Source organism: Streptomyces sp. NPDC051105 (assembly GCF_040682795.1).
Taxonomy (GTDB): Bacteria; Actinomycetota; Actinomycetes; order Streptomycetales; family Streptomycetaceae; genus Streptomyces.
The window spans coordinates 235,775-252,702 of sequence record NZ_JBFBBR010000005.1 but is presented as its reverse complement, the minus strand read 5'-3'; the positions used below and the strand labels follow the sequence as shown (position 1 = coordinate 252,702).

Annotated in this window: 17 protein-coding genes; 9 read left to right on the top strand and 8 right to left on the bottom strand. The window is 72.0% G+C overall.

The genetic code is table 11. From position 1 onward, the window contains the following. Window positions 1-109 precede the first annotated feature (109 nt). From argC to AB0N16_RS14750, 7 genes are all read left to right on the top strand, one after another. The gene (argC, locus tag AB0N16_RS14780) at window positions 110-1,138 is read left to right on the top strand and encodes an N-acetyl-gamma-glutamyl-phosphate reductase (RefSeq protein WP_365796604.1); all 1,029 of its coding nucleotides are present in this window, start codon (window positions 110-112) and stop codon (window positions 1,136-1,138) included. Next, a complete protein-coding gene (gene argJ / locus AB0N16_RS14775) occupies window positions 1,135-2,286 on the top strand; it encodes a bifunctional glutamate N-acetyltransferase/amino-acid acetyltransferase ArgJ (protein WP_365796602.1) in 1,152 nt (383 codons plus the stop codon). The genes argC and argJ overlap by 4 nt, the downstream gene beginning before the upstream one ends. Beyond that, window positions 2,283-3,191, top strand: coding sequence for an acetylglutamate kinase (argB, locus tag AB0N16_RS14770; RefSeq protein WP_365796600.1), 909 nt, complete (start codon window positions 2,283-2,285; stop codon window positions 3,189-3,191). The genes argJ and argB overlap by 4 nt, the downstream gene beginning before the upstream one ends. Next, the gene (locus AB0N16_RS14765; protein WP_365796598.1) at window positions 3,188-4,384 is read left to right on the top strand and encodes an acetylornithine transaminase; all 1,197 of its coding nucleotides are present in this window, start codon (window positions 3,188-3,190) and stop codon (window positions 4,382-4,384) included. The genes argB and AB0N16_RS14765 overlap by 4 nt, the downstream gene beginning before the upstream one ends. A gap of 7 nt (window positions 4,385-4,391) precedes the next feature. After that, window positions 4,392-4,937, top strand: a complete 546-nt coding sequence (locus AB0N16_RS14760) for an arginine repressor (protein WP_362565188.1) — start codon at window positions 4,392-4,394, stop codon at window positions 4,935-4,937. Window positions 4,938-5,046: 109 nt separating this feature from the next. Then, window positions 5,047-5,634 carry a sigma-70 family RNA polymerase sigma factor gene (locus tag AB0N16_RS14755; protein ID WP_365796596.1) on the top strand — a complete coding sequence of 196 codons (588 nt, stop codon included), beginning with the start codon at window positions 5,047-5,049 and terminating at the stop codon, window positions 5,632-5,634. Next, window positions 5,624-6,379 (top strand): zf-HC2 domain-containing protein, encoded by a 756-nt coding sequence (locus AB0N16_RS14750; protein ID WP_365796594.1) that lies wholly within the window; start codon window positions 5,624-5,626, stop codon window positions 6,377-6,379. The genes AB0N16_RS14755 and AB0N16_RS14750 overlap by 11 nt, the downstream gene beginning before the upstream one ends. 45 nt (window positions 6,380-6,424) lie before the next feature. Here AB0N16_RS14750 and AB0N16_RS14745 read toward each other — a convergent pair whose 3' ends face one another. From AB0N16_RS14745 to AB0N16_RS14715, 7 genes are all read right to left on the bottom strand, one after another. Continuing rightward, window positions 6,425-8,239: an ABC transporter ATP-binding protein gene (locus AB0N16_RS14745; RefSeq protein WP_365796592.1), complete on the bottom strand. Its 1,815-nt coding sequence runs from the start codon at window positions 8,237-8,239 to the stop codon at window positions 6,425-6,427. A 76-nt stretch (window positions 8,240-8,315) separates the two neighbouring features. After that, a complete protein-coding gene (locus AB0N16_RS14740) occupies window positions 8,316-8,498 on the bottom strand; it encodes a hypothetical protein (protein ID WP_365796590.1) in 183 nt (60 codons plus the stop codon). A 305-nt stretch (window positions 8,499-8,803) separates the two neighbouring features. Next, a complete protein-coding gene (locus AB0N16_RS14735; RefSeq protein ID WP_365796589.1) occupies window positions 8,804-9,607 on the bottom strand; it encodes an FAD:protein FMN transferase in 804 nt (267 codons plus the stop codon). After that, window positions 9,600-10,388 (bottom strand): FMN-binding protein, encoded by a 789-nt coding sequence (locus AB0N16_RS14730; RefSeq protein ID WP_365796587.1) that lies wholly within the window; start codon window positions 10,386-10,388, stop codon window positions 9,600-9,602. The genes AB0N16_RS14735 and AB0N16_RS14730 overlap by 8 nt, the downstream gene beginning before the upstream one ends. A 46-nt stretch (window positions 10,389-10,434) precedes the next feature. Then, window positions 10,435-11,817 carry a ferredoxin reductase family protein gene (locus AB0N16_RS14725; RefSeq protein ID WP_365796586.1) on the bottom strand — a complete coding sequence of 461 codons (1,383 nt, stop codon included), beginning with the start codon at window positions 11,815-11,817 and terminating at the stop codon, window positions 10,435-10,437. Window positions 11,818-11,876: 59 nt separating this feature from the next. Next, window positions 11,877-12,377, bottom strand: a complete 501-nt coding sequence (locus AB0N16_RS14720) for an FMN-binding protein (protein WP_365796584.1) — start codon at window positions 12,375-12,377, stop codon at window positions 11,877-11,879. A 31-nt stretch (window positions 12,378-12,408) separates the two neighbouring features. Then, on the bottom strand, window positions 12,409-13,767 hold the full coding sequence (locus AB0N16_RS14715; RefSeq protein WP_365796582.1) for a ferredoxin reductase family protein: 1,359 nt from the start codon (window positions 13,765-13,767) through the stop codon (window positions 12,409-12,411). A gap of 152 nt (window positions 13,768-13,919) precedes the next feature. Between AB0N16_RS14715 and AB0N16_RS14710 the strand changes: the two genes are divergently transcribed. Then, entirely contained in the window at window positions 13,920-14,660 is a 741-nt protein-coding gene (locus AB0N16_RS14710; protein ID WP_365797119.1) for a response regulator transcription factor, read from the top strand. Next, the gene (locus AB0N16_RS14705; protein WP_365796580.1) at window positions 14,657-16,153 is read left to right on the top strand and encodes a HAMP domain-containing sensor histidine kinase; all 1,497 of its coding nucleotides are present in this window, start codon (window positions 14,657-14,659) and stop codon (window positions 16,151-16,153) included. Before AB0N16_RS14710 ends, AB0N16_RS14705 begins: the two co-directional genes overlap by 4 nt. Before the next feature lie 68 nt (window positions 16,154-16,221). Here AB0N16_RS14705 and AB0N16_RS14700 read toward each other — a convergent pair whose 3' ends face one another. After that, complete coding sequence (locus tag AB0N16_RS14700) at window positions 16,222-16,926, bottom strand: L,D-transpeptidase family protein (protein WP_365796578.1); 705 nt, start codon at window positions 16,924-16,926, stop codon at window positions 16,222-16,224. Window positions 16,927-16,928 lie beyond the last annotated feature (2 nt).

The window sequence follows — 16,928 nt, the reverse complement described above, 5'->3', positions numbered from 1 at the left end:
GGGCATCATCGCCATGCCGCCCGTGCACTCGGGGGATGCGGCGGCGAAGCACTCCGTTGCATAAAAGTGCAGGGAACCGTATAGTCATGCCATCTGGAGGAGGATGGACATGGCGGTACGTGCGGCGGTTGCCGGAGCTAGCGGGTACGCGGGCGGAGAGGTCCTGCGGCTGCTCCTCGGGCACCCCGAGGTCGAGATCGGTGCCCTGACCGGCAACTCCAACGCCGGGCAGCGCCTGGGCGCGCTCCAGCCGCACCTGCTGCCGCTGGCCGACCGCGTGCTGGCGGAGACGACCGCCGAGGCCCTCGCCGGGCACGACGTCGTCTTCCTCGCCCTGCCGCACGGGCAGTCCGCCGCCGTCGCCGAGCAGCTCGGCCCGGACGTCCTCGTCGTCGACATGGGCGCCGACTTCCGCCTGGACAACCCGGCCGACTGGGAGCGCTTCTACGGTTCCCCGCACGCCGGCACCTGGCCCTACGGCCTCCCCGAACTTCCGGGTGCCCGCGCCGCGCTGGAGGGGTCCAAGCGCATCGCGGTACCCGGTTGCTACCCCACCGCCGTCTCCCTCGCCCTGTACCCGGCCTACGCCGCCGGGATCGCCGAGCCCGAGGCGGTGATCGTCGCCGCCTCCGGCACCTCCGGAGCCGGCAAGGCGCCCAAGCCCCATCTGCTGGGCAGCGAGGTCATGGGCTCCATGACGCCGTACGGCGTCGGCGGTGGCCACCGGCACACCCCCGAGATGATCCAGAACCTCAGCGCGGTGGCGGGGGAGCGGATCGCCGTCTCCTTCACGCCGACCCTCGCGCCGATGCCCCGCGGCATCCTCGCCACGTGCAGCGCCGCGGCGAAGAGCGGGGTGACGGCCGAGTCCGTCCGCGCCGCCTACGAGAAGACCTACGCCGACGAGCCCTTCGTCCACCTCCTCCCCGAGGGCCGGTGGCCCGCGACGGCGTCCGTCTACGGTTCCAACGCCGTTCAGGTGCAGGTCGCGTACGACGACGCCGTGGGCCGCATCATCGCGATCAGCGCCATCGACAACCTGACCAAGGGCACCGCCGGTGGTGCCGTGCAGAGCATGAACATCGCCCTCGGACTCGACGAGTCCACCGGGCTGACCACGATCGGAGTTGCGCCGTGAGCGTGACGGCAGCGAAGGGATTCACGGCCGCGGGCATCGCCGCCGGGATCAAGGAGAACGGCAACCCGGACCTGGCCCTCGTGGTCAACGACGGGCCCCGCCGTGCCGCCGCGGGCGTCTTCACCTCCAACCGTGTGAAGGCCGCGCCGGTCCTGTGGTCCGAGCAGGTCCTCGGGAGCGGCCAGGTCTCGGCGGTCGTCCTCAACTCCGGTGGCGCCAACGCCTGTACGGGCCCCAAGGGCTTCCAGGACACCCACGCGACGGCCGAGAAGGTCGCCGAGGTGCTCGGGCGGGGTGCCATCGAGGTCGCGGTCTGCTCGACCGGTCTGATCGGTGTCCTCCTCCCGATGGACAAGCTGCTGCCGGGGGTCGAGACCGCGGCCGCCGCGCTGAGCGAGCACGGCGGCGAGAAGGCCGCCATCGCCATCAAGACCACCGACACCGTGCACAAGACGTCCGTGGTCACGAAGGACGGCTGGACCGTCGGCGGGATGGCGAAGGGCGCCGGCATGCTCGCGCCCGGCCTCGCCACCATGCTGGTCGTGCTCACCACGGACGCCGTCGTCGAGAGCGAGGTCCTGGACAAGGCGCTCCGGGCCGCCACCCGCACGACCTTCGACCGCGTCGACTCCGACGGCTGCATGTCCACCAACGACACCGTGCTGCTGCTCGCCTCCGGTGCCGCCGAGGTCACCCCGGAGTACGAGGAGTTCGCCGAGGCCGTACGGGCCGTCTGCGACGACCTCGGCCAGCAGCTGATCCGGGACGCCGAGGGCGCCAGCAAGGACATCAAGGTGGAAGTGGTCAACGCCGCTTCCGAGGACGACGCCGTCGAGGTGGGGCGCTCCATCGCCCGCAACAACCTCCTCAAGTGCGCCATCCACGGCGAGGACCCCAACTGGGGCCGCGTCCTCTCCGCCATCGGCACCACCAAGGCCGCCTTCGAGCCCGACCGGCTGAACGTCGCGATCAACGGCGTCTGGGTCTGCAAGAACGGCGGCGTCGGCGAGGACCGCGAGAAGGTCGACATGCGCTACCGCGAGGTGCACATCGTCGCCGACCTCGCCGCGGGCTCCGAGACCGCCACCATCTGGACCAACGACCTGACCGCCGACTACGTCCACGAGAACAGCGCCTATTCGTCATGAGCGTCACGCGTAAGCACACCGCGCTGCCCAAGGCGCAGATCCTCATCGAGGCGCTGCCCTGGCTGGTCCGTCACAACGGCAGGACCGTCGTGATCAAGTTCGGCGGCAACGCCATGATCGACGAGGATCTGAAGGCCGCCTTCGCCCAGGACGTCGTCTTCCTGCACCACGCCGGCCTCAAGCCGGTCGTCGTGCACGGCGGCGGCCCGCAGATCAGCGCCGCCCTCGACCGGCACGGCATCGTCAGCGAGTTCAAGGCCGGACTCCGGGTCACCACCGAGGACGCCATGGACGTCGTACGGATGGTGCTCGCCGGCCAGGTCCAGCGCGAACTGGTCGGACTGCTCAACCAGCACGGCCCGCTGGCCGTCGGGCTGACCGGCGAGGACGCCCACACCATCACCGCCACCCAGCACCGGCCCGAGATCGACGGCGAGCTCGTCGACATCGGGCGGGTCGGCGAGATCACCTCGATCGACACGGGCGCGATCGAGGCCCTGCTCGCCGACGGCCGGATCCCGGTCGTCTCCTCCATCGCCCGCTCCGAGGACGACGGACATGTCTACAACGTCAATGCTGATACGGCGGCTGCGGCACTCGCTGCTGCGCTGGGCGCCGAGACCCTCATGGTCCTCACCGACGTCGAGGGCCTCTACGAGGACTGGCCGAACTCCGACGAGGTGATCAGCCGTCTCACCGCTTCCCAACTGGAGAAGCTGCTGCCGGAGCTGAGTTCCGGCATGGTGCCGAAGATGGAGGGCTGTCTGCACGCCGTACGCAACGGCGTCACCACCGCCCGCGTCATCGACGGCCGGGTCCAGCACTCGATCCTGCTGGAGATCTTCACGGACGAAGGCATCGGCACGATGGTCGTGCCCGACGAGCGACAGGGGGAACGGTCATGAGCAACCAGGAGCTGACCACGCGGTGGCAGGGCGCGCTCATGAACAACTACGGCACCCCGCGGCTGCCCCTGGTACGCGGCGAGGGCGTCAAGGTGTGGGACACCGAGGACCAGCAGTACTACGACTTCGTCGGCGGTATCGCCACCAACGCGCTCGGCCACGCCCACCCGGCGATCGTCGAGGCCGTGACCCGGCAGATCGCGTCCCTCGGTCACATCTCCAACTTCTTCATGGCCGAGCCCACCGTCACCCTCGCCGAACGGCTGCTCCAGCTCTTCGGCCGGGAGGGCAGGGTCTTCTTCTGCAACTCCGGCGCCGAGGCCAACGAGGCCGCCTTCAAGATCGGCCGGCTGACCGGGCGCACCCACATGGTCGCCACCGACGGCGGCTTCCACGGCCGTACGATGGGCGCCCTCGCGCTCACCGGGCAGCCCGCCAAGCAGGACCCGTTCCGCCCGCTGCCCGCCGACGTCACCCACGTGCCCTACGGTGACGCACGGGCGCTGGCCGCCGCCGTCACCGAGGACACCGCCCTGGTCGTCATCGAGCCCGTGCAGGGCGAGAACGGCGTGGTCGTACCCCCGGCCGGCTATCTCAAGGCGGCCCGTGCGATCACCGCGGCCACCGGTGCCCTGCTCGTCCTCGACGAGGTGCAGACCGGCATCGGCCGGACCGGCACGTGGTTCGAGTACCAGGCCCACGAGGGCGTGCTGCCCGACGTCGTCACCCTCGCCAAGCAGCTCGGCGGCGGACTGCCGCTCGGCGCGACCGTGGCTTTCGGCCGGGCTGCCGAACTCCTCCAGCCGGGCCACCACGGCACGACCTTCGGCGGCAACCCGGTCGCCTGCGCCGCCGGCCTCGCCGTCCTCGACACCATCGAGAACGAGGGGTTGCTGGAGAACGTCAAGCGGCAGAGCGAGAAGTTGCGGGACGGAATCGAGGGCCTCGGCCACGGGTTGATCGATTATGTCCGGGGTGCGGGTCTCCTCCTGGGTATCGTGCTCACCGAGCCGCTGGCAGCACAGGTGCAGCAGGTGGCTCAGGAGGCCGGGTTCCTGGTGAACGCGCCCGCCCCGGACGTCGTTCGGCTGATGCCCCCGCTGAACCTCCGCGACGACGAGGCGGACGCGCTGCTCAGTGCCCTGCCGGGCATCCTCGACGCAGCGAGCGGGGACGGACGATCCGGAGAATGAGACGACGATGAGCCAGGCGCAGGAGTTCGACCAGTCGGGCGGGGCGGGGCCCGCGGTACCGCAGACCCGGACCGCCCGGCACCGGCGGATCGTGGACATCCTCAACCGGCAGCCCGTGCGGTCGCAGAGCCAGCTCGCGAAGCTGCTCGCCGACGACGGACTGACGGTCACCCAGGCGACGCTCTCCCGGGACCTCGACGAGCTGAACGCGGTGAAGATCCGCAACACCGACGGGGAACTGATCTACGCGGTGCCGAGCGAGGGGGGTTTCCGTACCCCGCGTGCGCCGCTGGGGGGGTCGGCGAAGGAGGAGCGGATGCGGCGTCTCTCCCAGGAACTCCTGATCTCCGCGGAGGCGTCGGCGAACCTGGTCGTCCTGCGGACCCCGCCGGGAGCGGCGCAGTTCCTCGCCTCGGCGATCGACCAGGCGGAGCTGCAGGACATCCTGGGGACGATCGCGGGTGACGACACGCTGCTGCTCATCAGCCGGGAGCCGACCGGCGGCCAGGCGCTCGCGGACCACCTGCTGCGTCTGGCCCAGAACGGCCACTGACCCGCGTGCGGGGCCCGGCCCGCCGACGGACAATGGGCATGTGATCTTCCGCGGCGGGCGGACAGGCGGGAGAGCAATCCCCTGGCGGCCGTCGAACGTATACAGAGGTGTGTCGGGATTCCGGTTCCCCGTCGGCCGCCTCCCGGACGAGGCTCTGCTGTCCGGGCTGGCCACCGGAGATCCGGAGCTCGCTGTGATCTTCGTACGGAGGTTCCAGCACCGGGTCTTCGGGGTCGCCATGGCCGTCACCGGGGACCAGCAGCTCGCCGAAGACGTCTCCCAGCAGACGTTCGAGCGCGCCTGGCGGCATGCCCAGGTCTACGACTCGCGCCGCGGCTCGGTCGCGACCTGGCTGACGACCATCGCGCACAACCTCGCCGTCGACGCCGTCCGCGCCCGGCGGACGGAACCGATGGCACCCGAGGACCTCGACCCCCTCCTCGACGCCGTCACCGAGACCCCCGAGCGATGGGCGCTGGCCGACGAGGCCTCCACCCAGCTCCGGGCCGCACTGGCACGGTTGCCGAGGGAGCAGGCCAGGGCCCTGATGATGGCAGGCATCTACGGCATGACCGCCCAGCAGATCGCCGACGCGGAGCAGATCCCGCTGGGCACCGCCAAGACGCGGATCAGAGCGGCGATGGCGAAACTCCGCACCGCACTCGCGTCTCCGAAGCGAGGCGACCATGTCCAGTGACGCGCACTGCGAGAGGCTGCGGGAGGTCGGCGCCGAACTGGCGCTGGGCGTACTGCCCGGCCGCGAGCGGGCCGAGGCCGTCGCCCATCTGGACGGGTGTGCGGACTGCCGGGAGTACGTACGCCAGCTGACCGGGATCGGCGACCGGTTGATCGGCCTGCTGCCGGAGCGCGAGCCGCCGCCCGGCTTCGAGACCCGGGTGGCGCGCAGTGTCACCGAGCAGGCGGCGGGGCCCGAAGGGCAGCGGTCCGCCGTCCGCGCCCCCCGGGACTGGCGCAGCCACGCCCGGCGGGCCCGGCTGCGGCTCGCGGCGGTCGCCGCCGCCCTCGCCGTCGCGGTCGGATTCGCCGGCTGGGCGGTCGGCACCGCCGTCCAGGAGGTCACCGCCTCGGCGCCGCCCGCCGTCGAGTCCGAACCCGTGCTGGTCGGGGACATGATCCCGGCCGGCGGGGGGCAGCCCGTCGGCGAGGTCTACGCCCACCCCGGCAGCCCCGCCTGGATCTTCGTGTCCGTCGCGCTCACCGGCACTCCGTACACCGGCAAGGTGACGTGCCTCCTCGAACGCGCCGACGGCGCCACCGTCGGGGTCGGCCAGTTCCCGCTGCGGGCCGGACGCGGCAACTGGGGCGTGGCGGTCCCCGTCGACCTCACCAAGTACACCGGCGCCCGTCTGACCTCTCCCGCCGGCGCCGTCCTGGCCACCGCCGAACTGCAGAAGGGGAAGGTGGTGGCCCCGCGGACGTGAACCGCCCCTCTCGAGTACGCACCGGCAGGGCTCGGCCCGCGAGGCTCATGACAGCACCGCGCCCGCGTTCAGCCGGTGCAGCCGGGCGTACGTCCCCTCCCGCCGGAGCAGATCCGCGTGCGCGCCGTCCTCGACGACCCGGCCGCGGTCGAGCACCACGATCCGGGTGGCGTCGCGGACGGTCAGCAGGTTGTGGGAGATGACGACGGTCGTCCGCCCGGCCATCAGCCGGCGCAGCGGATCCATGATCCGCCGGCCCGAGCGGACGTCGAGCCCGGCGGTCGGTTCGTCCAGGAGCAGCACCGGCGCGTCCCGGATCATCGCCCGGGCGATCGCCAGCCGCTGGCACTGGCCGCCGGAGAGCGTCCGGCCACGCTGCCCGACGAGCGTGTCGTAGCCATCCGGGAGCCGCTCGACGAACTCGTGCGCGTCCGCGGCCCGCGCCGCCGCGACGATCTCCGCCTCCGTCGACCCGGGCCGGCCGTAGGCGATGTTGTCCCGCACGGTGCCGTGGAAGACGAGCGTCTCCTGCAACACCACCGCGATGCTCTCCCGCACGTCCGACAGGCTGAACTCGCGCAGGTCGGTCCCGTCCAGGCGGACCGCGCCCCGGTCGGGGTCGTAGAACCGCAACTGCAGCTTCGCGACCGTGGACTTGCCCGCCCCGCTCGCCCCGACCAGCGCCAGCGTCTCCCCGGGCGCCACCTCGAAGGACACGTCCGACAGCGCCCAGGCCTCGGTACCGGGATAGCGGAACCACACCCCGTCGAACTCCACGGCACCCCGCGCCCGGCGGATCCGCCGGGCCTCCGGCGCCTCGGTCACCTGGGGCCGCTGGTCCAGCAGTTCGATGATCCGTTCCGCCGAGGCGGAGGCCGCGTAGAAGGCGGTGCCCAGCCCGGACAGGCCGTGCACGGGGCTGTACAGCTTGCCGATCAGCGCGAGGAACACCAGCAGTCCGCCGAGGGTGAGCTGGCCCTCCGCCAGCTTCCAGGTGCCGAGGCCCAGCACCGCGAGGCCGCCCGCCACCTCGATGAACTCGACGACGGGTCCGTACACGGCACGGATCCGTGCGGAGGCCATCGCCGCCCGGAACCTGCCGAGGTTCTCCCGGTCGAACCGGCGCCCCTCCCATTCCTGCCGGTTGTACGCCTGCACCAGCACCACGTTGGCCAGCGACTCCTCGGCGATCGCACTGAGCGAGCCGCCGCGGCGCCTGCGCTCCCGCGACGCCTCCTTGATCAGCCGGGAGAAGTGCCGGGCGGCCCCCCAGAACAGCGGCACGATGACGAGGGCGAGCAGGGTCAGGTCCCAGCGCAGGTAGAACAGCAGACCGACGAAGACACCGAGGCGGATCACGTAGTACAGGGCGTCCGCCACACCCGAGAGCAGGAACGTCTCCACGGCGTCGACGTCGCCGGTGACCCGGGAGAGCACGTCCCCGAGCCGACGGCGCTCGAAGAAGCCGAGCGACAGCCCCTGGACGTGCCGGAAGACATCGGAGCGCAGCGACAGCAGAAACCGTTCGCCGACCCAGGTGGACGTCACGTCGTCGGCGAAGCCCAGCACGCCGGAGCAGACGACGAGACCGAGATAGGCCGGTGCGACCCACAGGAACGGCCGCAGATCCCGTGGCACCAGCACGTCGTCCACGACGGTCTTGAACAGCCAGAGTTCCGCCGCGTCGACGACCGGGGCGGTCAGGCTCAGCAGGACGACGGGCACCAGCCAGCGGCGGCCACCGCGGGTGTACGGCCAGAACCGCCGGAACACCTCATACGGGGGGACCGGGGGAGCGGCCGCCACCACGGTGTCGGAGGGCTCGTCGACCGACAGCAGACGCCGTAGCACATGCGCCATGACAGGGGTTCCTCGGAAACCGCGGCGAAGCGGACCGGCAGCCCCGGTGGCCGGTCCGCTCAGCCTTCAGGTGTGGTCAGTAGCGGTCGTGGTCGTGGTCGTGCCGGTCGCCGTGGTCGTGCCGGTGACCGTGACGGTCGTGGCGGTCGCGATCGTGGTCGTGCCCGTGGTGGTGCCCGTGACGGTGCCCGTGACGGTCGTCGTGATCGCGGTCGTGGTCCCGATGCCCGAACGGCATGAGGTTGCTGAAGACGGCCATGGTGTTCCTCCCGAAACTTGCTTCACAGGGGGTACGGCCGGGAGGGGGGTTGGGATGGCGTTTTACGGGACGAATCTGAAAAACTTCGCGGCAGAGTTCGCGTGTCGGCGGCTGCGGGTGGTTCGTGGCTGGTCGCGTAGTTCCTCCCCCAGCCTTCGGCCGGGGGTGCCCCCAGCGCCCCTACCGGGCGCTGCCCAGCCGCCCCCTTTCTCAGCTACCTCAGCCGCGGGCAGGCGGGGCGCAGGGCGGCACGGGTGGGCGCGGCGGCACCCGGCAAGCTCCGGTGAGCGTCCCTACCCCCCACCTCAGCCCAGACGCGCGGCCAGCCCCCCGGTGCACCGCACCTCATCGCCCGCAGTGATCAACAGCCCCTCCACACCCGGCAGCGACTCCAGCCAGGCCAACCCGGCCCGTGATCCCATCGCGAACGCCGCCGTGGCCCAGCAGTCCGCCCAGGTCAGACGGGGGCCGACCACCGTCACGGCCACCAGGTCCGTCACCGCCGACTTCCCGGTCCGCGGGTCGACGATATGGGCGCCCCGCTCCGCCGTACCGGACGTGGCCACCGCCAGCTCGTCCACCCCCGCCGCCGTGATCACCGCCGCCAGCCCGCCCGGCCTGAGCGGATCGGCGATTCCCACCCGCCATGCCCGCGTGGGCTCGGGCGCGCCGAACATCTGGACGTCGCCCCCGCCGTTCACGCTCACCCCGGTCACCCCGGCCACCCGCGCCAGCGCCCGCGCCGCCCGCTCGACGGACCAGCCCTTGACGATGCCGGTGGGGTCGAGGCGACCCCGGTAGCGCGTGCTGAACCAGCCGTCGCTCACCCGTTCCGCCTCGGCCGCGAGGTCCAGCACCTCCACCATCTCGGGGTCGCACTCCGCGAGGTCGATCTCCTCCCGCGCCAGCCGGGACAGCTGGCTGTTCTCACGGTAGGTACTGAACACCTCGTCGACCCGGTGCAGCCCGGCGACCGACTCGTCGAGAGCCGCCCGTACGGCGTCCGGATCCCCGCCGCGGATGTCGAAGGAGAAGACGGTCCCCATGACCTCCTCGGCGTGACGTACCGCGACCGGAGCCTCCGCGGACTCGGCCACGGCCTCAGCCACCGGCCTGGTCCAGCGCCGACTGCAGGGACTGCTTGTAGCCGGTGCTGGTGTAGGTGGCCCCGGAGACCGAGTCGATGTTCGCGTTCCCGGCCGCCACCGCCTCCTGGTTGAGCTTCGGTACGGACAGCGCGGTCTTCTGGTCGCTGGTGCCGCCGCTGGGCGCCTGCACGGCCTCCGCCTTGGTGATCTTTCCGCCGGCGACGGTGATCCGGACCTGCACCGGCCCGTACTGGGTCTGCGCGACCTGCCCGGTCACCGTCTTGGCCTGCGCCTGCGCGGAGCCGGAGGAGGAACCCGACGAGGAGCCCGAGGAACCGGTCGCGCCCGCCGTCTCCTTCATCTTGTCCAGCGCCGACTGCAGGGACTGCTTGTAGCCGGTACTGGTGTAGGTCGCGCCGGAGACCGCGTCGATGTTCGCGCTCTGCGCCGCCACCGTCTCCTTGTTCAGCTGCGGCACCGACAGCGCGGTCTTCTGGTCGCTGGTGCCGCCCTTGGGCGCCTGGATCGCCTCGGCCTGGGTGATCTTGCCGTTGGCGACGGTCAGCCGCACCTGCACGACCCCGTACTGGGTCTGGGTCGCGTCACCGGTGACGGTGGTGGCGCCGGCGGCCCCGGTGCCGCCCTGCGGCGACTCCTGCCCCGCCGCCGCGGCCGACGGGGCCGCGCCCGCCGCCGCGGACGCCGGGTCGGACGACGGCTTCAGCGACAGCAGCAGCACGACGCCGGACACGGTCGCCGCGGTGGCCAGCACCACACGCCTGATGGGGTGACTCTTCCTCATCGCTTACGAACTCCCGATTCCCTGGATTCCCGTGTGGTCCCGTCGCTCACATCTCGAACGACTCGTGATGGATGCGGCGGGCGGGAACTCCCGCGCCGCGCAGTGCTTCGTACACGCCCTGCGCGAACCCGGGCGGGCCGCACATGAAGACGTCGTGGTCGTCGATGTCCGGGATCTTCCGCTGGAGGTTCTCCGCGGAGATGTCCGGCCGCTCACCCTCCGGGCTGTTGACCGCGTACATCAGCCGGGCCCCGCGCTCGTTGGCGATCTTGGCGAGTTCGTCCCAGAGCGCCAGGTCCTGCGTGGTGTTGGCCCGGTAGAGCAGGGTCAGGTCGCCGGCGGCGCCGGGCAGCGTCTCGAACAGCGCCCGCATGGGCGTGATCCCGACACCGCCCGCCACCAGCAGGACCTTGCCGCGGCTGCGCCGGGACGCGGTCATCGCCCCGTACGGCCCTTCGGCCCACACCCTGGTTCCGGGCCGCAGTTCGCGCAGCCGCGCGCTGTGGTCGCCGATCGCCTTGACGGTGATCCGCAGCATGTCGGGGCGGGGCGCCGCCGACAGCGAGTACGGGTGTGAGCTGAACCGCATCCCGGGGGCCATGAACCGCCAGCGGAAGAACTGGCCGGCCTCCGCGCCCATCCGGTGCAGCTTGCGGCCGCCGATCAGCACCGACACGATGCCCGGCGTCTCCTCGATGACCGCCTCGACCCGCATCCGGTGCCGCAGGTTGAGCCGGATCGGGGTGAGGATCCGGTACCAGACGACCAGCGCGGTGACGGCGCCGTACAGGCCGTACCAGAAGGTCTTGGCGAGCGGCGTGAGGGCGAAGTCGTTGCCGGTGGTGATCTGGTGCCAGAAGGTCAGGAACACCGCCGCGTACGTGAGCAGGTGCACGTGGTACCAGGTGTCGTACGGCATCCTGCGCCGGACCGGGCCGATCGAGGTGAGGCCGATGACCACGAACAGCCCGGTGCCGATGGCCGCCTTGCCCATGTCGGGGAGCTGGTTGATGGAGTCGATGGTCTGCTGGACGATGTCGTTCAGCGTCTTGCCGGCCTGCAGGGCATAGCCCCACATGATGAGGAAGACGTGCGCGAAGACCAGGCAGAGGGTGTATCGGCCGCTCATCGCGTGCCAGCGGGCGACGCGGTCGGAGCCGACCCGCCGCTCCAGAGCCGGCACCCGGGCCATCTGCAGCACGACGAGTGCCATCAGGTATCCGGCCAGCAGACCGGTGATGCGGCCGGCGTTGAGGATCTTGCCGTTCTGGTCGGCGATGGACGGGGTGTTGTGCCACCACAGCCACAGCACGGCCGCCGCGCCGGCCCATACGGCGAGCAGCAGCGGTACGGCCGGGGAGCGGCGCGGGCGGATGCGGCGCATCGTCTGGCGGCGGGCGGCACGTCCGCCTGCGAGCGTGGTGGTCACGGTTCCTCCGTGGGGACTTGACCCTTGGCCCACAGATACGTGCCGCACAGCCTGAGTGTTCAGAGACCCGCGGAGTCGAGTGCGGACTGGAGTGACTGCTGGTATCCCTCGCTGGTGTAGGTGGCCCCGGAGACGGTGTCGATACTCGCGCTCTGCGCCGCCAGCGCCTCCCTGCGCAGCTCCGGCAGGGCGTAGCTGTTGATCTGCTGGTCCCGGGGGTTGTCCTGCGGGTACTGGAGCGCCGTGACGTCGGTGATCTTGCCGCTCTTGATGGTCACCCGCACCTGGACGGGGCCCCAGCGGGTCTGGACGGTGTCCCCGGTGACGGTCTTGGTGCCGGTAGCGCTCCCGGACTTGCCGGAGCCGCCGGACCCGCTCGAGCCGCCGGTCGCGCCCGGTGAGGCGGTCGCGCCGGCCGACGGCGCCGCGGCCGCCGAGTCGGTGATCACGGTCGGGGCGGTGTGCGGCTTCAGCGCCAGCAGCATCACCATCCCGGAGACGGTTGCGGCGCTCGCCAGCATGATGCGGCGCAAGGGGCGGTTCTTGTTCAGTGCGTGCACGACAGGGGCCTCACAGCTCTCGCGGTTCGTCTCACAGTTCGAATGACTCGTGGTGGATGCGGCGGTCCGGCACCCCGGCGGCGCGCAGCGCCCCGTACAGCTCCTGGGCGAAGCCGTGCGGACCGCAGATGTACACGTCGTAACCGGCGAGGCCCGGGAAGGTCGCCCGCAGCGACTCCGCCGTGAGGGCGGGCCGCTCGCCCCGCGGGCCGTTGAGGGCGTAGCGCACCTGGGCTCCGCGCCAGCGCGCGATCGCCTCCAGCTCGCCGCCCAGGGCCAGGTCCTCGGCCGTACGCGCCCGGTAGAGCAGGGTGACGTCGCCGGGCAGGGTCTCGAAGAGCGCCCGCAGCGGGGTGACGCCGACGCCGGCGGCGATCAGCAGAGTCCGGTGGCTGCTGCTCCGGTCCGCGGTGAGGGCGCCGTACGGGCCCTCCGCCCACACCCGGGTGCCCGGGCGCAGCAGCGCCACCGCCGTGCTGTGGTCGCCGAGCGCCTTGACGGTGATCCGCAGCAGGTCGCCGCGCGGCGGCGCCGAGAGCGAGTACGGAGTCGACGTCCAGCCCATGCCGTCGCCGCCGAAGAACCGCCAGCGGAAGAACTGCCCCGCCTGCGCGCCCAGTTCCCCGATCCGTCGGCCCTGGACGACGACCGAGTACACGCCCGGCACCTCCTGCTGCACGGAGTGCACCCGCAGCCGGTGCCGGAGGTTGAGCCGCACCGGCGCCAGGATCCGGCACCACACCACCAGGGCCGCGACCCCCAGGTACAGCGCGTACCAGAAGGCGGTGGCGACCGGCTTGCCGTTGAGGTCGTTGCCCAGCGTCAGCTGGTGGAAGAAGGCGAGGAAGACGGCCGCGTAGGTGAGCAGGTGGACGTAGTACCAGAACTCGTAGCTGGTCCGGCGGCGGGCCGCACGCATCGAGGTGATCCCGACGGCGAAGAGGATCACCGTGCCGGCGGTCGCCTTGAGCATGTCGGGGTAGTCCAGGACGACATTCAGCGTCTCGTGGACGAGGGAGGCGTGGTCCTGGGCCGCGTACCCGGTGAGGATCAGCACGACGTGCGCGACCAGCAGACAGACGGTGTACCGGCCGGCCATCGCGTGCCAGCGGGCGACCCGGTCGGAACCGACCCGCACCTCCAGCAGCGGCACCCGGGCCATCAGGCCGACGAGCACCGCACAGGAGTACCCGCACAGCAGCCCGGCGATCCGCCCGGCCCCGGTCAGCCAGCCCGCCGCACCCACGACGGAGCCGGTGTCCGACCACCACAGCAGGATCACGGCCCCGGCCCCGGCCCACAGCACGGCGAGCACGGCGGCGGCGGGGGAGCGGCGCGTGGCCACGGCGGGCACGGCCGAGGCCGTACGCCGTTCGTCCACGGTCGTCATGAGTCGTGTCCTTTCTCTGTTCGGTGCCGCCACTGTGCGGCTCGAACCTCTGAGTGACCTCTCAGTGACCACCGGGCTCAGCGGACTCAGAGCAAACTCAGAGGGCCGCGGGTCACCGCTCTCCGTCAGGAGGGGCGATGCTGGTAGACGCGATGAACACGACCCGCTCCGGCCGCCCCGCCCTCACCCGACCCGACGGCACCCCGCTCCGCGTCCTCGTCGTCGACGACGACCCCGACCTGGCGGAGGTCCTCACCGGCGCGCTGCGCTACGAGGGCTGGGAGGTCCGCGAGGCCGGCGACGGCGCGTCCGCCCTGGCCGCGGCCAGGGAGCTGCTGCCGGACGCGGTGGTCCTGGACGTGATGCTCCCGGACACCGACGGCTTCGCGGTGCTGCGCTCGCTGCACGGGGTGAAGCCGGACGTCTGCGTGCTCTTCCTCACGGCCCGGGACACCGTCGAGGACCGCATCGCCGGCATCACCGCGGGCGGCGACGACTACGTGACCAAGCCCTTCAGCCTGGAGGAGGTGGTCGCCCGGCTGCGCGGTCTGCTGCGCCGCGCCGGCATGGCCCGCCAGCAGGAGGACGGCCCCCGGCTGGTCGTCGGCGACCTGGCCATGGACGAGGAGGCCCGCGAGGTGACCCGGGCCGGCGAGCTGATCGAGCTCTCCCCGACCGAGTTCGAACTTCTCCGCTTCCTGATGCGCAACCCGCGCCGCGTCCTCAGCAAGGCACAGATCCTGGACCGGGTGTGGTCCTACGACTTCGGCGGCCGCGCCCACGTCGTCGAGCTGTACATCTCCTACCTGCGCAAGAAGGTCGACGCGGGCCGCGAACCGATGATCCACACGGTCCGTGGCGCAGGTTACGTCCTCAAGCCGGTGACCAGGTGAAGTTCCTACGCCGGCTACGGCACCTGCCCCGCCCCCGCACCCTCCGCGCCCGCCTCACCGCGGGCCTGGTCGTGCTGCTGGCGGTGAGCTGCGCGGCCGTGGGGATCGCGGCGGTGGTCGAGCTGAACGGATTCCTCACCGGGCGCCTGGACCAGCAGCTCCAGCAGACCGGGCCGAGCTTCCCGCAGTCCCTCGAACACGGCGGGTACAAGCCCAGCGACCGGGACGGCGACGAGCACGGCGACACCCGCCGGCAGGCTGCCGGAACCTTCGGTGCCCGCCTGCTGAAGAGCCGGGTCACGAACGCGGCCGTCATCCCCTCCGGAGCCGACCCGGACCTGACCGTCGGCCTCACCGGCCGCGATCGCAGGGCCCTCGCCGAACTGCCGGTGGACGGACGCGGCCACACGGTCCACCTCTCCTCGATCGGTGACTACCGGTTGCTGGCCGGGACGGGCCGGGACGGCGACGTCCTGATCACCGGCCTGCCCCTGGAGCCGGTACGGGCCACCGTCCACCGCCTGGAACTGGTGGCGGCCGGCGTCTTCGGCCTCGCCCTCGCCGCGACCGGAGTGGCCGGCGCCCTCTGGGTCCGCTGGTCCCTGCGCCCCCTGAGCCGTGTCGCGGCGACGGCCACCCGGGTCAGCGAACTCCCGCTCGCCAGCGGCGAGGTGGCCCTGCCACCCCGCGCCCCCGAATCCGACCCCCGCAGCGAGGTCGGCCGGGTGGCCACCGCCTTCAACCGCATGCTGGGCCACGTCGAGGACGCGCTGACGAAACGCCACGCCAGTGAGGAACGCCTCCGCTCCTTCGCCGCCGACGCCAGCCACGAGCTGCGCACCCCGGTCGCCTCGGTCCGCGGCCACGCGGAACTGGCGCTGCTCCACCCGGGCCCGCTGCCCCCCGAGATCACCCGGGCCCTGGAACGCATCGCCGCCGAGTCCTCCCGGATGGGCGAGATGGTCGACGACCTCCTTCTGCTGGCCCGCCTGGACGCGGGCCGCCCGCTGGAGAGCCACCCGGTCGACCTCACCCGCCTGACCCTGGACGCGGTCACGGACGCCCGCGCCACGGGTCCCGACCACCGCTGGACCCTGGACCTCCCCGAGGAACCGGTGACGGTGACCGGCGACACGCACCGCCTGCACCAGGTGCTGGCCAACCTGCTGGCCAACGCCCGGCTGCACACGCCGGCCGGCACGAAGGTGACGGTGACCCTGGAGACGGACGGCGGCCGGGCACTCCTCCACGTCCACGACGACGGCCCCGGCGTTCCGAAGGACATCCAGCCGGGCGTCTTCGAGCGCTTCACCCGAGCCGAACACCGCCGCCGCGCGGATGCCCCCGGCGGCGGAGCGGGCCTGGGCCTGTCGATCGTGGCGGCGGTGGTGGAGGCGCACCGGGGGACGGTGACCCTGGAGAGCCGGCCGGGCACGACGACGTTCACGGTCGCGCTTCCGGCGACGGGTGCGCGGAGCGCTACGGAGCTGTGAGCGGCCGACCCGCGCGGCAGCGTCGGCCGAGGCGGGACCGCGGTGGCGGGACTCCCGGAGAGGCGGACTCAGTACCGCGTGAGGGCCGTGTCGCCACTCGCCGTCCCGACGGCGATATGCGGCCCCTTTCCCGGATCCACCCACCGCACGATCTCCCGCATCGCGTCCACCGGCACGGACACACACCCCGCGGTGGCCCCGTCCCCGTTGACATGCAGGAAGATCCCGGCCCCGCGCCCCCGGACCGGACGCTCGTAGTTGAACCCGATGACCAGTGCGTACGCGTACTGCGTCCCGTACGACGACAGCCGCTCCGCCTCGGTGGCCCGGCAGTCGGCCGGCAGTGGCTCAACCCAACGGTTGTAAGAAGTCGAGTCGTTGTCCTGGCACCACCACGAATTCGCGGTCACCGCCCGGTACTTGACGGAGGTACCCGTCGGCGCGGCCTGGAGGCCGAACCCGAACGGAAGGTCGTACAACCCCGTCGGAGTCGTGTTCGTACCCTGCTGCCGCTCGGCCCCCTCGACCAGCCCCTTCGCCCCGAACCGGGCCGCGGCCGATCCCACCTGCACCCACTGCCCGTCCCGACGCTCCCACCAGGTCAAAGTCCCCGAGGTGGAGTTCAGGGCGGACGCCTCCGCGGTGATCAGCTGGTCGCCGCCGCCCGTGTCGGCCATGCGCGCGGGCAGCGGTGAGGCGTCCCCGTCCCCCGGTGCCGCACCGAGCAGCAGCAGGGACGCGGAGACAAGGGTGACGAGGACGCCTGGACGCATGG